The organism is Armatimonadota bacterium (assembly GCA_035527535.1).
In the GTDB taxonomy this organism is placed as follows: Bacteria; Armatimonadota; Hebobacteria.
The window spans coordinates 1-14,769 of the sequence record DATLAK010000162.1; the positions used below are offsets into that span (position 1 = coordinate 1).

Genomic DNA, 14,769 nt, shown 5'->3' on the forward strand with positions numbered 1-14,769 from the left:
TCCCGGAACTCGTCGCGGCGATCGAAGATTTCATCCGGGTCAACAACGAGAATCCCAAACCGTTCGTCTGGACGAAAAAGGTCGATGCTATCTTGGAGAAGGTCGCCCATTGTAAAGCCATCATCGGGACACTACACTAGCGGGTCGGCACTTCGTCAAGCGCCGAAGATGCGATATCGCAGATGAACATTCTTCTGATTGCGCCGCGCATGGCCATCGGCAAGGAAGGGGTCCTCGTCGGCGGCTCGACCGTCAGCATGATGAATGTCGCCCGCGGACTCGCCGCGCGCGGCCACCGCGTCCACGTCATGGCCGGCTACTCGCGCGAGGATGATATGGCCGCCGGCTGCCTCGCCATGCCCGAAGGAGTGGAGCACCTGGCCCTGAGAGTCCGCGCGCCCCGTTGCAGCGCCCTCTATGGCATCGAGTTCCTGGCGCGCGTACGGAGAAACGCCCGGGCCTTGCACGGCGCGCAATTCGATATCGTCAACGGCCACTCCGGGTTCGCGCAGTATGGCGCGGTCTCGGCCGCCGCCGGCGCCGCGCTCGGCCTCCGCGCGGTGCATACCCTCTACTGTCCGCTGCGCCCCTCGCGCTCGGCATTCCTGTGGGGGCGGGCGACGCGCGGCTTGTGCGCGATCATCGCCATCAGCGACAATGTCGCCGCCTCGCTGCGCGAGCACGGCATCACGGAAACACCGCTGTCGGTAATCCCGCCGCCGGTGGATACCGACGCCTTCAGCCCCCAGCGCGACGGCCGCGGGGTCCGGGAGAACCTGGGTTTCGCGCCCGATCAGCCACTGCTGCTGTTCGTGGGCAGCGTGGCCCGGGCCAAGGGCCTCGATGTGCTGATCGAAGCCCTGGGGCGCGTGGCGCGGGAGCTGCCGGCGGTGCGCCTGGTCGTCACCCTCGAGTTCGATCGCACCGGGCGCGATGATACGCAAGCGCGCATCACCCGGCTGATCGAGGAGCTGGGGGTCGGCGACCGCATCATCCAGCTCGGCTTCATCGCTAACATGCCCGAACTTATGGCGGCGGCCGATGCCCTCGTCATCCCCTTCCGCAGCACCGACGGCCCCTCCGATTATCCCCTCGCCCTGCTGGAGGCGATGAGCGCGGGCACGGCGGTGGTGGCGACGCGCGTGGGCGCGGTGCCGGAGCTGGTCGAGCACGGCGTCAACGGCTGGCTTGCCGCGCCGGATGACCCGCAGAGCCTGGCCGAGGGGATCATCACCGCCTGGCAGCACCGCGCCGCCCGCGAGCAGATGGGCGCCGTCGCGCGCGCGGCGGTGGTCGAGCGTTTCAGCCTCGCCGCCGTCGCCGAGCAGACCGAGCGCCTGTTTCTGGAGATACTCAAACGCCCCGCCCCCGAGAGTCCGGCGACTCAGAGCGATCGCGCGGTGCGCGAGACCGCGGTCTTCTATGACCGGGAGGCGGCGCATTACGACGGCATGCGCTGGCAGAGCCCGGTGGGGCGCTACATCGCCCGGGCGCAGCAGGAGGTCGTCTTCGATGGTTGCGATTTCGGCGGCAAGCGGGTGATCGAGCTGGGCCCCGGCAGCGGGCGCTTCACCGCCGAACTGGCCCGGCGCGGCGCTCGCGTGACCGCGGTGGATATTTCGGCGGAGATGCTGAAGACCACCGCCCAGCGGCTGACGGCGATGGGTCTGCGCGACGGCGTGCGGCTGGTCGGCGCCAGCGCCGCCGCGCTGCCGTTTGCCGACGGCGAGTTCGAGGCGGGGCTGTCGGTCAATATGTTCAGCCACCTGGAGCCGTTCGCGCAAGCGGTGCAAGAGATCGGCCGCGTGCTCGCGCCGGGCGGTGTGCTGGTAGCCAATTTCCCGAATCTACTAAGCGGCGCGCTGCCCGTCGGGGCCGTGGTGAACCTGACGGGGCGCGGGGTCTTTCGCAAGGTCTATACGCACTGGTACTCGTGGGGTGAAATCGCGCGCGCGTACGGCGCCGCGGGGTTACGCGTGGAACGCGTGATCGGTCATTTCTACCTGCCACGAAGGGTGAAGACGGGCGCGGCGGTGCCGGTGTTGCGTCTCCTCGATGGGGCGATGCGCCATTCCTGGCTGCGGCGCTTCGCACCGGTGGTATTCGTCGTCGCGCGGAAGATGTGAGGTCGAGATGAACAGGTCAATGGCAAGCTTGGCCGTCATCTGTGCCGCGGTGATGCTCGCGCAAACGGCAATGATGTTTGCCGCCGGCGATTCCGAGATTCGTCGCTGCGAGCAGTGCAATGCGGCAATCGTGGACCAGCTCGAGGTCGTGGTCACCGATTTCGCGGCGCAGAAGGACCACTCATACTGCAACTGCGCCTGCGCGATCTCGGCGATGATGGACAAGTTCCCGACCTCGCGCGCCATCGCTCATGACCCCTTCGCGGGCAAGGAGGTGAGGGTGATCCGCACCGGCGCCAAGTGGATCGCGTGGCCGCAGTCCGCCGTTTTCCTATATCTGCTCAAGCCCGATCCCCAAGCCGGCGCGGACGCGGACGCCGCGCCGGGGCCGCGGGTTGCGGAAACCTGCCTGGCCTTTCCCCGCCAGGTCGAGTACATCCAGTACCTGGCGACCCATCCCGAGGTGTCCGCGCGCTGCCCCCGCCCTCTGCGGTTGGCGGAGCTGCTGAAGAAGCTCAAGGAGCCGGGCGGGGCAGAAGCGGGACCGACCTGACGCGGGTATGACCTTTTTCCGTGGGGATTGTCGCACCCCCCAATGTGGCACGGGCACCCTCGCCTGTGATTGGGCGCACGCCGTGCGCCCCTAACGGTTTAGGCAAGGCATGCCAGTGGCCCCTGGTCTGCGCAGCGCTTCGCAAGAAGGAAGGCGGGCTCCCCCGGCGGTCACGCTTTCGCATGAACACCGGAAGACCCCGCCGTATCTGCGCGATGATGGCAGGCGCTGTTCGGTTGGGCCTATTCTACTGGCCCCGGGCCAGGTGTCAATACCATCTTCAATCGCTGGTGGGCCCCGGTAGCACGCTACGTGGGAGGAAGCCCGTGGCACTCCGTGCCGTCCAGCCCGCTCGTCCTTCAGATGCGACCTCCCAAGTGACGCCGACAGAACGCGACCAACGCCTCGCATGCCTCTTCAGTATGCAGGGGGAAGCCGTGCGTGTCGTCGGTGAAGATGGTGACTTCACAGATGCCCCCATGCTGCGTGAGCGCCCCCTGGATTCGTCTCACCTCCTCCTCGGTGGCCATGTTCTCTTGCCCTGCGTGGGTGATGAGGAGAGGGGCGCGCACCTGGTCCATCATCAGCAGCGGCGACTGGCGAGCCAGCCGCTCCTCTGGGATCTCGTCCCCGAACTTGGCCCCGAAGGCGCCCGGTTGCCGCCTTGGATTGAGGACTCCATAGAGCGAGACGCCGCACGCGAAGGTGTCTGGATGTCGGGCGAGCGACATCAGCGTGAGGTAGCCGCCAAAGCTATAGCCGGCCACGGCCACTGAACGCTGCTTCGCCAGGCCGCGGCTTACAAGGTAGCGCGCCCCGGCGGCAACGTCGTCCACATCCACAATCCCGCGTTGTTCGGGCGGGACCGACTGCCACTCCTCACCATGACCTGACGAGCCTCGGTAGTCCGGCGCCAGCACCACGAAGCCCGCCTGCAGCATAACCTCCAAGTACCTACGAAGGTGCGGCAGTGTAATAAGGTCACGCCACACCGTCGCCCCGGGGCCTCCATGTACCCAGACGATGGCGCGGCCGGACAACGGCACCGGTGGTACCAGCAGCAGCGCTGGGACCTCCACTGCATCGCTGCTGGGGTAGCTCACCTCCGCCGGTTCGCACGGTAAGGGCTTCACCGCAGGGAAGAACGTGATCTGTCGGAACGGCATGCGTACGTTTCCCACCCACGCGTTGCCCTGCTCGTCCATCGCGGCCAGCACGTCGGCCTTCGCCGCCCACACAGGTGAAGTAGAGAACCCGGCCATGACGCGACCGCCCCCGAGTGCCGCTTCGCAAAGCGTCTCTCCCTCCGGCGACACGAGCACCACGTGCTGCCGGTCGCGCACGAACGAGATGCAGGCGCCGGAGGGAGACCACGAACACCTGGTGAGCTCGTGCACGCGCGGCGTGGCGGGCGTCACGTGCCCAGTGGCCACCTCGACCATCGCGGCAACTTCCATGTAGTCGCCGCAGAACTGCGTCACGACCAGGCGGGAGCCATCGGGACAAAAGCAGCCGTGGTGGAGGTCGTACGAGCCCTCCGCCAGGAGCGGCCGCGCAGCGCCCGTTGGGAGGTCGAGCAGCCAGAGGCGCTCTTCGCCGCCGTGCAGAAAGGCGACTGTCGTGCCGTCCGGAGCGACGATAGGCCGCATGCTGCCCAGCTCGCCGGAGGTCCACTGGCGGACCTCACCGGCAAGGTCGACCGTGAACACCTGCGGCTTCTCGGTACCCGTCGGAGGAGTATAGGCCGAGAAGGCCAGCCGATCCCCACCCGGGGACCAACTCGGGATGAAGGCGACCCGACTCAGGTTTGGCGTAAGGTCACGCACGTCACCTGAAAGCGGGTCGGCCACGTGAATGTGGGAGGTCGGGGCATCTCTGCTGGACGCATAGAAGGCCAGCAGTGACCCCTCAGGCGACCAGCTCAGGCCCCCCGGCCGACCGCAGGAGAGCACAATCTCGCGAATAACCTGACCGGTGCTGACGTCGAAGATGCCAAGGCAGGGCTGGGGACCCCGCATATACAGCAGGGCCACCTGCGCGCCGTCGGGCGAAAGGGCCAGGCCCTGCGGGTCGACTGGCTGCGCGAACACCTCTAGCCACGGCGAGCGACTTGTCGTCATGCTGCTCCCTTCTTGGGCCGGCGCGGCCGAGGGCCCCCTATCAGCTATGGACACCGCCGATGCGCGGATGGTTCACTCGTGAGTCGCGATGGCAGCGAACACAGCACCTGGGTCGGTCTCTGCTCGCCCCCCGAGAAACCACATCCCAGGGGTTCAATGGCTTATCCTGTGAACCCGCTGCAGGTCTGCCGGCGAGTGGTTCAGAACGTAGGGAGAAATCGTCTCTCTCATCTCGGCTGTCGAAAGCCCTGACGGCCCAGCATAGTCTCCCACATTTGGATCATCTCTTCGTAGCGGGCGACGGCGGTCCGCCGCCGATCGCCGAGATGGGCGGATAGATGGCTAACCCTTCTTCGGAGGCCGCCATCGCATTGGCGAAGGGGGAAGCGAGGAATCTGCTATGCGGAGGCGAGGTTCTTCACGGAGTTTATCCTGAGCCGACCGAGATCCTTCGCTATCGCTCAGGATGACGTAAGCGAAGGGTTCGGAATAATGCGGGTCAGTCCTCCACGAACCGCTCGGGCGCGAAGAAGGAGCTGTAGTTGGGGTTTTCCTTGGTGATCCAGACGTCGTGGGGGTGGCTCTCGCGCCAGCCGGCGGAGGTGATGCGCACGAAGTGGGCGTGGTCGCGCAGCTCGCCCAGGGTCGCGGCGCCGCAGTAGCCCATGCCCGAGCGCAGCCCGCCTATGAGCTGGTGCACGGTCGCCGTGAGCGGCCCGCGATGGGGTACGCGCCCTTCCACCCCTTCGGGCACGAGCGCGCTCTCGTCCACCTGGAAGTAGCGGTCGCTGGAGCCCGCCTTCATGGCGCCGATGGAGCCCATGGCGCGGTAAACCTTGAAGCTGCGCCCGCGGTAGACTTCGATGTCGCCGGGGCTCTCGTCGGTGCCCGCGAATAGGCTCCCGATCATGACCGTAGAGGCGCCCGCGGCCAGCGCCTTGACGATGTCGCCGCTGTAGCGCACGCCGCCGTCGGCGACCACCGGGATGGCGCTGGGGCGCGCCGCGCGGGCGCAGTCCATGATCGCGGAGAGCTGCGGCACGCCGATGCCGGCGACGATGCGCGTGGTGCAGATGGAGCCCGGACCCACGCCGCAGCGAATCGCGTCCGCGCCCGCCTCGATCAGGGAACGCGCGCCCTCGGCGGTCGCCACGTTGCCCGCGATCACCGGCAGCCCGGGGTGCGCCGCCTTGATGTGGCGCACCGCCTCGAGCACCCCGCGCGAATCCCCATGGGCGCTGTCCACGACGACGACGTCCACCTCGGCCTCGACGAGGGCGGCCAGCCGCTCCTTGAGCCCGACCAACGAGCCCACCGCGGCGCCCACGCGCAAGCGCCCGTTGGCATCCTTGGTGGCGTCGGGGAACTGCCGAATCTTCTCGATGTCCTTGATGGTGATGAGTCCGCGCAGGCGCTGCTTGTCATCAACGATGGGGAGCTTCTCGATCTTGTGCTTCTGCAGGATCGCCTTGGCCTCGTCCAGGGTCATGCCCTCGCGGCCGGTGATGAGGCGGAGCTTGGTCATGACGCCGTCTATCTTCTTGGAGTAGTCGTCCTCGAAGCGCACGTCGCGGTTGGTGATGATCCCCACCAGCTTGCCGCGGCGGGTGACGGGCACGCCGGAGATGTGGTAGCGGGCCATCGCGTCGAGCGCGTCGCGCACGGTGTGGGAGGGGGAGAGGGTGATGGGGTTGCGGATCATCCCGTGCTCGGAGCGTTTGACGCGGTCCACTTCCTCCGCCTGTACCGCGGGAGCCAGGTTGCGGTGGATGATGCCGATGCCGCCCGCACGCGCCAGGGCGATGGCGAGGCGGGAGGTGGTAACGGTATCCATGGGGGAGCTGACCAGCGGGATGCGCAGGCTGATGTCGCGCGTGAGGACGGTGGAAGTATCCACCTCGGCCGGCAGCACCTCGGTGTGCTGCGGCACCAGCAGCACGTCGTCGAAACTCAGCCCTTCCTCGCGCGCGGCGTCCTCTGTCATCGCCTCACCCCCGCCCCTGGGTTGAACATAAAGAATACCGCACACCGTCACCGGGTGTCAATAGACACTAATCAGGGGGTGGGACCGCGAGAAGTTGGGATGAGGCTCAACCCATGGAGCATGGCCGCCCCGGCCGTGTGGGCGACCCGCCTCGTCGGAGCGCCAGATGACACAGGCGAGGGCGCGTATGCTCCACGTGGGATGCACGGCGCCACCTCTCCGGTCAACTCCACCAACGAGAATCGGTCACACCCTAATCAGGGTCACTGCTTCTGCTGGGTTGGCGCGGCGACGAAGCCCGGCTCACGTCCTCGCTGCTTGGAAGGCCTGGGGTAGAGCTTGCGGGCACCCTCGACGCGCTGGTACAGGCGGATGTGGGCGCCCCGGGGCAGGATGTCCACCACGTCGGGCCCCCGCCAGATGACGGTGAAGGTGCGGGCTCGCGCCCATTCCTTGACTCTCCGGGCGCGCAGGGGATGCCGCAGCTCGACCGTGGCTCCTCGCGGCACGCGGTCGAAAACCGCGAGCCCGCCTTCCCGCCGGAAGCGGCGCTGGCGGCCGTTGACGAACCCGGCGACGCCCGCGCCCATCCACGGGTGGAGGCGGATGGCGACATCGCAGTCGCGACGAGCGGTGACGGCGATGCGCCCCTCGTTGGGATAGCCCATTGCCACCGCGGCGGCGGGGGTGCGCTTGTCCACCGGCAGGTTCACCGTCACCCGCCCCCTCCCGTACGAGATCGCGCGATCCCACACCATCTCCAGTGCCTGCGGCGCGGTGCCGATGCAGCACCCGGCGACCGCGCGGAAACGCTTCAACGAGATCGAGTTGGGCTCGGCCCCGCCGGAGAAGCCCCCCACCACTCGCCGGTCAATGTCGCGGAAGGTCTCGTCCACCGTGTCCTGGAGGGTATTGTCACATGCCACAAAGCCGCCGGATTTGATCTGGTTCTCCACCAGCTGGTTGCGCGCGAAGAGGTTCAGCACCTCCCAGCATTCCTCGTGCCCGGCGTCTATCAGCTCGCCGGCGCACTCGATCATATCCTTGATGCAGCAGGTCTCGGTGTGCTCCTCGGTCATGGGATGCCACTGCGCGAACTCCGGCACCCAGCCGAAGGATGACGACAGCGAGCGCACGTAATCGAAGATGGCTTTGCCCTTGGCCAGGTAGCGGCTTTCCCCGGTGAGCCGCCCCAGCCGCACCAGCCCCGAGGCCACCCACACCGCCGAGTGCACGTGCCCAAAGAACTCCATGCGGTAGTTGAAGTACCGCGAGACCCCCAGCAGATGGTTGGCGATGCCGCGCGCCAGGTCCAGCGCCACCTCGTCGCCGGTGCGCTCCCAGCGCACCACCAGCGGGCGCAGCATCGCGCCATTGCGGATCGGCTGCTCCCCGCGGCCGGTGTGGCGAGTGAGATCGAACCCCCGGCCCGCCAGATACACGTCGTTGGGGAACTCGTAGAGCGGGTCCGCTTCTTCGAAGTCGCCGCACCAGAAGGTGCGCACCTGGCGCTGGATGACCAGCGACCGCAGCCCGCGCACCAGCCCCGCGGCGCGCCGCTCGGCCTCGCGGTCATCCGGGCGATCCAGCAGCAAGCGGTTGAGCGCCGATAGGACGTAGGCCATTTCGTGGAAGGAGCTGTGTATGGTGTACGACCACGGGTAGGGCTGGTGGAAGCGCAGGCCCTGCTCCCCCCATGACTTCATCAAGTGCCGACGAAAGCTCTCCTGCACCTGCGCGCCGTCGTCGGTGCCCAGCATGGCGCGCGCCGCGCTCAGCCCCTCGTACCACGAGGCCACCAGCTCCGCGTCATCCACGCGGCAATGCTTGGCGAAGGCGGGGTAAACGTGCGGCGCCACCCGCCAGAAGGGCAGGTTGTCGTAGCGCTCGTCCACCATCGAGGTCAGGTAATTGAGCGCAAGCCGCGCGTTGTCCAGCGGCTGGAATTTCTCGTAGCGTATCATGGCGAGGCCTTTCTCCCTGGCTTGTGAACGAACCTAAGGACGCTCGGCTATTGTGCCGGCAGAGCTTGCCCCCGGGCCGGCCAACCACCGGTCGAACCAGGCGAGCGCAGGCTCCACGTCAATCTCGTGCTCGCCGGGGAAGATGTCTATGCAGCAGCGGTCGGCGATCCCGAGCACCCGGTACGCGCGCTGCACGCGCCGCGCCGCGGGAGCGGCCACGTCAATGGTGAAGCACGAATCCCGGTCTCCCGCCTGTATCATCAGCGGCCGCGGCGCGGTCAGCATCATCACCTCCGGGATGTCGGCGTACTTGGCCAGCCCCGGCATGTACTGCGCGCCGCAGAAGTTGGCGCGCGCCAGCGCATCCCGCAGGGTGCTCACGTAGCAGGCGATGACGGCGGCGCCGATGCGGGGATCGAGGGCCGACAGATACGTGGTCATCGTGCCGCCAAAGGAGCAGCCGATGCACCCGATGCGGCGGCTGTCAACCTCCGGCCGCGTCAGCAGGTAATCCAGCGTGCGCATGCCGTCCCAGATCTGCAGCGCCAGGCGCTGATAGCCGAAATAACCCTCGGCGAAATACCCCACGTTGCACTTGTCGCGCCCCGGCCGCACCCATTCCTCGGGCTCGGCGCGCTCACCGAAGCCGCGCCAGTCGGGGCTGATTGTCACGTATCCGCGCTCCGCGAGCCGGCAGGCTATGCGGTGCTGGTAATCCTCTTGCCCGCCTTCGAGGCCCAGGCCGACCAGCGTGTCTTTGCCGATGCCGTGCCCGTGCAGGCACATCACCGCCGGCCGGCGCTCCCCCCGGCGCAGTGGCGATGGAATGAGCACCCACGCCGGCACCGAGGCGAAAGCCTCCGAGTTGAAGGCCACCTTCTCGCGCACGTACTTCCGCAGCAGCGTGCGCTCCAGCACCTCCGCCCGCGGCGGCACCGGTCCCGGCATCGGCCCCAGCTCGCGCTTGAGCGCTGCGCGCAGCGCTCGCTGCCACTGCCGCCACTGCGCCGCATTCCTCGCCCTGAATGCAAGCGGACGCGTGGACGCCGCCAGCCGCGCCATCACCTCCTGTTGCGTGTTGAAGATTCGCTTGGTCTTGCTGGTCACACTCGCCTCCCTGTGCGGGCGAGGGCGCTTTGCGCGCCGGTGCCCGCCTCGGCGGGCGCCGCACACGCCCGGCCACACGCGCTTACGCCGCCCTGCCTCAGAATTCAATGCGCCGCGCGCATCTCCTACTCGGGGAACCATGATCCCTGGGCGCCGTCTAAACCGCGGCGGGACCGGCTCCTGTTTCGTATGCCATGGCCATCAACGGCACCAGGGGTTATTCGCTCCCGCGGCGAATACCAACATTAGCCGTTATGGCCGAGGTCATTGCTTATGCGCTTCATGCTTGCCGCGTGCGCCGTGATTCTCGCGGCCGTGGTCGCGGGATGCGGCGGGGGGAACGCCGTCACCCCGCCGGTGCCGGTGGTGGTGGTGGGCTCATACCTGGGCGACGCCTTCATGACCATCAACGGCACCACTGAGCTGGTGGCGAACTTGGGGCTGGTAGTGCGCGCCGATCGCACGGTGGAGGGGGCGGGCTTCTTCAGCGCGCCGGTCGTCGAGCACGACTTCTTCTTCACCGGGGTGGTGGACGCGTCCAACAATCTGACCGCGTCCGGCACCATGGTCAGCGGCGACGGCACCCAGGACGCCGGCAGCTTCACCCTCACGGGCGCCTTCGGCAACTTCCCCGATGGCTCGAACGTCAAAGGCGAGTTCACGGCCCAGGGCATCGGCAGCGGCACCTGGCGCGGGTTCTCCTATGCCATCTATCCCCTGGGCTGCTACATGGGCACCTACTCCGGCGACCGCCAGGGCACGATCGCCGTCATGAACTTCCGCGTGGATGACGCGGTGGTGATGCTCAAGGAAGAAGGCCAGGCGCAGACCGACTATTTCGCCGCGCCCAACCTGCTCATACCGCCGGTGCAATCCGGCGGCGACTACAGCTTGCTCGCCGACGACAGTTGGTACGGCACGGGGATGGTCGTCGCCGGCGACGTGAGCGCTACCACCGCCGGCGGGGACTGGCAGCAGACCCAGGCCCCATCCTCCCTCGTCGGCACCTGGTCGGCGAGCAAGCCGGAGAGCCGCGCCGCCGGCCGCGGCTTGCCCGCCGGGCCGCTGCGGGTATATCGAGCGAGGTAACGCGGACGCTCACCCGGCCCCGCGCATGCCGCGAGGGGGTCAAGCAAGGGCATCGGGAGCACATCGGGGAAGGAATGGCGGCCTGCCGGACCCGGCGTCTGCGGGTGCTCCCGGCCAACGTCTTTCCGGTCTGCGCCGGGTGGGGTGGCCGCGGCGCGGAGCCGGTTATCCCGATCCGGTGGGGGCCGGCTGCCGCGCCCCGTTGTCCCGCAGGTCATCCGCCACCGCGATCACGCGCCGCAGCACCGTCATCAGCTCGCGCGAGGAGAACGGCTTGGGCAGGTAGAGGGTGGCGCCGCCCTGCCACGCGGCACTGACCGTGGCATCGTCACTGCGCACACTGAGGACGATCACCGGGATGTCCCGCGCCTCCGGCATCTGCCGCAGCACCGCCAGCAACTGGAATCCGTCCATCACCGGCATGACGATGTCGAGCAGGATCACGTCCGGCCGCTCGGCTTGGACCTTCTGCAGCGCCACCGCCCCGTTCTCGGCGCGCACGGCTTCGAACCCCTGGCGCTCGACCATGGACTGAAGCGTGCGCGCGACTTCATCGTCATCATCAACGATGAGCACCTTCGTGGCGCGCCCACCATGCTTGCACTCATGCTCGCAATCGCTCATGATCTTCCCGTCACCACTATACTCCCCGTACCACTGCCGCAACGTGTTATTCCACACAGATGGTGGCTCGGGCGGGACAACGGGATGATGCGTGTGACGCGCGTACGACATCCGCCGCCTTGAGGGACGGCATTGACGGCGCCGGTTGCTGGCGGCTATACTCCCCAAGGCCCGCCGGCCGCATCCCCGAGGGTGCTCTGAGCCCATGCGCAAGCAGCAGCGATACCTCCTCAAGTTCGGCCGCGTGATCCTGCCGCGCGGGAAGTACCACTCGACCAAGAAGGGCGCCAAGGGATATGCTCGCGCGCGTATGAAACGCCTCAATCGGCAGGAGCGCCGGCAGGAGGCAGGTGGTTAGCAGCACACCCCCGGGGAGAGGGGACTCAGTCGGAACTGTGAGCGCGGGCGTCTGCGGTTGGTCGCCGCGGCCGAACTTCAATCGCCCCGCCCCGGCACAAACAACAACCCCCCGGAGCCGACTCCGGGGGGTTGTATTCTCCGTGGCGGGCAACCGGGCTGGCCGCCCGCGGAACCGCACTGTCCTAGAACTTGACCGCCAGCTCCCCGCGCACAACCTGAATCGGATCCGCGCCGGGTGCAACGACGGTATTCTCGACCTCGCGGCGCCCGTAGAGCAGGGTCGCCATTACGTCCTGGGCGAGCTGCTTGGACACGCTCACGGTCCACACCGCATCGCCATTGCCGTACACGCCCGGTGACACCAGTTGATCACCGTCATAGTAGCGCACCATGATCGGCATGGTGCCGTTGGCGAGGCCGCGGTAGGCGAGGTTGACCTCCCAGCCGCGGGCGATGTTGTTGTGATCCAGGAACAGCGGCCGGTCAACCCAGTCAATGTCGTGGGGCGATACCGCGGCGTAGGGAACCAGCGCCGACAGGTTCGCACCGTCAATGAAATTATAGTCCAACTGGCCGTACTTGGCGCCGAGGGTCAGGTTGGTGGTGTCGAGCAGGTTGGCCCCCAGCACCCACGCCTTGTCCTCGCTGTTGATGTCCCTGTTCGCCGAATCGCGCAGCGCCTGGGCGAACTCGGCGGTAATCGCGCGGTTGAGGAGCTTGCCCTCCGCGCCGACCGACCACACGCGCTGGCTGTTGATGCCGGAGTGCACATACACGCCGGTCACGGTCCAGCCCCCGACCGGGATGGTCAGGGTGCTCGCGCCGAAGATGTCCTGGCCCTCGTTGGACACGGAGCTGGGCGGCGTGACCATCACGCCGCCGAACGCCTCGCGGTCGAACTGGCCGTAGATGCCGTGCAGCATCATATTGCCCCCGGCGCCAACGCCCACGTCAATCGCCTTTAGGGCGAAGAGGCCGTTGTCCAGCGCCAGGCCCTGGTTGGCCTTGAAGTACTGCTTGCCGACCTTGGCCGTGAGGGGCACGATGAACCTGGAGTTGACCTTGGCCCATGCCTCGTCCACGCGCACCACGTCCATCAGGCCGAGAGAAAGGTTCCACGTGGGATCGGACACCTCGTCCGGGAAGTTGGTCCGCGGCTCCGCCAGCAGGGTCACGTTGACCATCACGTCATCGTTGATCTGGCCGGCGAGGTTGATCGTGGTCACCATGGTGCCGAAGTTGCTGGCCTTGTAGGCGTCCTTGGCCAGGCCGATCACGCCCGGATAGGGGTTGGTGTCGCCCCCGATGGGCTTGAGATCGGTGCCGTAGAAGCCGGTGCGGTAGACTATGTCGCCGTCGACCTTGATCTTCGGCGTCTTGGGGCCGGTGCCCATCATCGCCTCGAGATCGTCAACGCGCATCGTCACGTCGTCGAGGTCGCTGCGGATTTGGCTGAGCTCCGGCATGAACTCGTCCTGCAACTGCTGGAGCAACTGCGCCTGGCGCTCGGTCAGCGCCGCTCCGTCCCCAGCACCGGCAGGACCGGGTTCGCCCTGGGCGCCGGCAGGACCGACGGGCCCTACCATACCGCCCTTTTCCTTGATGCGGGAGATGGCCATGGCGAACTCATACCGGGTCATGGCCCGGTTACCCTTGTACAGCCCGTCAGGGTAGCCGATGATGAGCCCGTCCGCGGCCAGCTCCTGGACAGCGTCATACGCCCAGTGGTCGCTCGGAACGTCCGAGAACGCGCCCTGGGCCATGACTGGTGTGGTTGCTGCAACGAGGAATAGCGCGCAGATCGCGACTATTCCCAAGGCTAGCTTCATTATTCTCCTCCTTAGCCTCTGCCTGAATGCGCCGAATCGGGCTGCGCTAGGGAGGATGCCAGAGTTTCCGTGTTTCCTCTCGCTCTCCGTTCGCGCTACCTGTTCCGGCTTATTGCCACCCCACCCGGCTTTGCGGCTGCCAAGGCTCTCTTTCACCTCCTTTCATCCGCTGCCGCCGGTTGTGCATGGGGAGACAAGCTGTGATGGTGGCGGCTATAGCCTAGCCACTCGAAGGAACTGCCTGGTTATCAAGATTCAGCAGGTTGCCGGCACCTGCCAAGCAGGCCCCGGCCTCCTGATCGCCGGTGGAATATAGCACAAAAGCCGGCCAAAGTCAATGACAACCACTCGGGGGCGGGTTTCGTGTGGGTCTCAAGACGCCCGGATCTCGGCGAAAACGGGCCGAATCCACACCCGTGCTCCGCGTGGCACCCTGCTATTGCGCGAAGTGGCGATTCTGCTTCGCGACGAAGGACGAGTAGGGGTGAGTTGGGCAGAGCCCGCCCGCACGTGCGGCCCCGCCACGCCGACAGGGGGCCGGCGCGGGCGCGCAGAAGATAGGCGATCATGAACGAGCTGACCCCCATTGAGTGGCACGGAGATCACGTGCGACTGCTGGATCAGACCCGGCTGCCGGAGCGCGTGGTGCATCTGGAATGCGCCGATGCGCAGGACATCGCCGACGCCATCAACGGCATGAGTATTCGCGGGGCACCGGCGCTGGGGGTGGCGGCGGGGTTCGCGGTGGCCCTGGAGGCGGTGCGGGCGCGCCGCGGGGACCTCGGTCAGGCGCGCCAGGCGGTGGAGCGGGCGGCGGATCTCATCCGCGCCACCCGCCCGACCGCGCGCAACCTCTTCTGGGCGCTGGAGCGCATGTGGGCGCGCGCCGATACCGTGCGCGGCGCCGAGGAGCTGGCCGAAGCGCTGACCCAGGAGGCGCTTGCCATCCAGCGCGAGGACCTCGAGTCCTGCCGCCGGATCGGCGACTTCGGCGCGAAGCTCGTGCCGCAGGG

Annotated in this window: 11 protein-coding genes; 5 read left to right on the forward strand and 6 right to left on the reverse strand. The window is 67.4% G+C overall.

Annotation, left to right across the window (positions count from 1 at the left end; translation table 11 throughout):
• The first annotated feature begins 182 nt into the window (after positions 1-182).
• Positions 183-2,126, forward strand: a complete 1,944-nt coding sequence (locus tag VM221_11370) for a glycosyltransferase (protein HUT75416.1) — start codon at positions 183-185, stop codon at positions 2,124-2,126.
• A gap of 19 nt (positions 2,127-2,145) precedes the next feature.
• Positions 2,146-2,679 carry a hypothetical protein gene (locus VM221_11375; protein ID HUT75417.1) on the forward strand — a complete coding sequence of 178 codons (534 nt, stop codon included), beginning with the start codon at positions 2,146-2,148 and terminating at the stop codon, positions 2,677-2,679.
• Between the two features lie 359 nt (positions 2,680-3,038).
• Here the strand turns inward: VM221_11375 and VM221_11380 are convergent, their stop codons facing one another.
• From VM221_11380 to VM221_11395, 4 genes are all read right to left on the reverse strand, one after another.
• Positions 3,039-4,388: an alpha/beta fold hydrolase gene (locus VM221_11380; GenBank protein ID HUT75418.1), complete on the reverse strand. Its 1,350-nt coding sequence runs from the start codon at positions 4,386-4,388 to the stop codon at positions 3,039-3,041.
• A gap of 910 nt (positions 4,389-5,298) precedes the next feature.
• Entirely contained in the window at positions 5,299-6,783 is a 1,485-nt protein-coding gene (guaB, locus tag VM221_11385; protein HUT75419.1) for an IMP dehydrogenase, read from the reverse strand.
• A 263-nt stretch (positions 6,784-7,046) separates the two neighbouring features.
• Positions 7,047-8,747 (reverse strand): hypothetical protein, encoded by a 1,701-nt coding sequence (locus VM221_11390; GenBank protein HUT75420.1) that lies wholly within the window; start codon positions 8,745-8,747, stop codon positions 7,047-7,049.
• Between the two features lie 33 nt (positions 8,748-8,780).
• Complete coding sequence (locus tag VM221_11395) at positions 8,781-9,854, reverse strand: alpha/beta hydrolase family protein (protein HUT75421.1); 1,074 nt, start codon at positions 9,852-9,854, stop codon at positions 8,781-8,783.
• 273 nt (positions 9,855-10,127) lie between these two features.
• Between VM221_11395 and VM221_11400 the strand changes: the two genes are divergently transcribed.
• Positions 10,128-10,943 (forward strand): hypothetical protein, encoded by an 816-nt coding sequence (locus VM221_11400; protein ID HUT75422.1) that lies wholly within the window; start codon positions 10,128-10,130, stop codon positions 10,941-10,943.
• Positions 10,944-11,108: 165 nt separating this feature from the next.
• On the opposite strand, the gene VM221_11405 is transcribed toward VM221_11400, so the two are convergent.
• Entirely contained in the window at positions 11,109-11,567 is a 459-nt protein-coding gene (locus tag VM221_11405; GenBank protein HUT75423.1) for a response regulator, read from the reverse strand.
• A 205-nt stretch (positions 11,568-11,772) separates the two neighbouring features.
• On the opposite strand from VM221_11405, the gene VM221_11410 reads away from it, so the two are divergent.
• Positions 11,773-11,925: a hypothetical protein gene (locus VM221_11410; protein HUT75424.1), complete on the forward strand. Its 153-nt coding sequence runs from the start codon at positions 11,773-11,775 to the stop codon at positions 11,923-11,925.
• Positions 11,926-12,109: 184 nt separating this feature from the next.
• Here the strand turns inward: VM221_11410 and VM221_11415 are convergent, their stop codons facing one another.
• Positions 12,110-13,756, reverse strand: coding sequence for an S-layer homology domain-containing protein (locus tag VM221_11415; GenBank protein ID HUT75425.1), 1,647 nt, complete (start codon positions 13,754-13,756; stop codon positions 12,110-12,112).
• A gap of 567 nt (positions 13,757-14,323) precedes the next feature.
• On the opposite strand from VM221_11415, the gene VM221_11420 reads away from it, so the two are divergent.
• The coding region (locus tag VM221_11420; protein ID HUT75426.1) for an S-methyl-5-thioribose-1-phosphate isomerase at positions 14,324-14,769 on the forward strand (446 nt) is incomplete at its 3' end.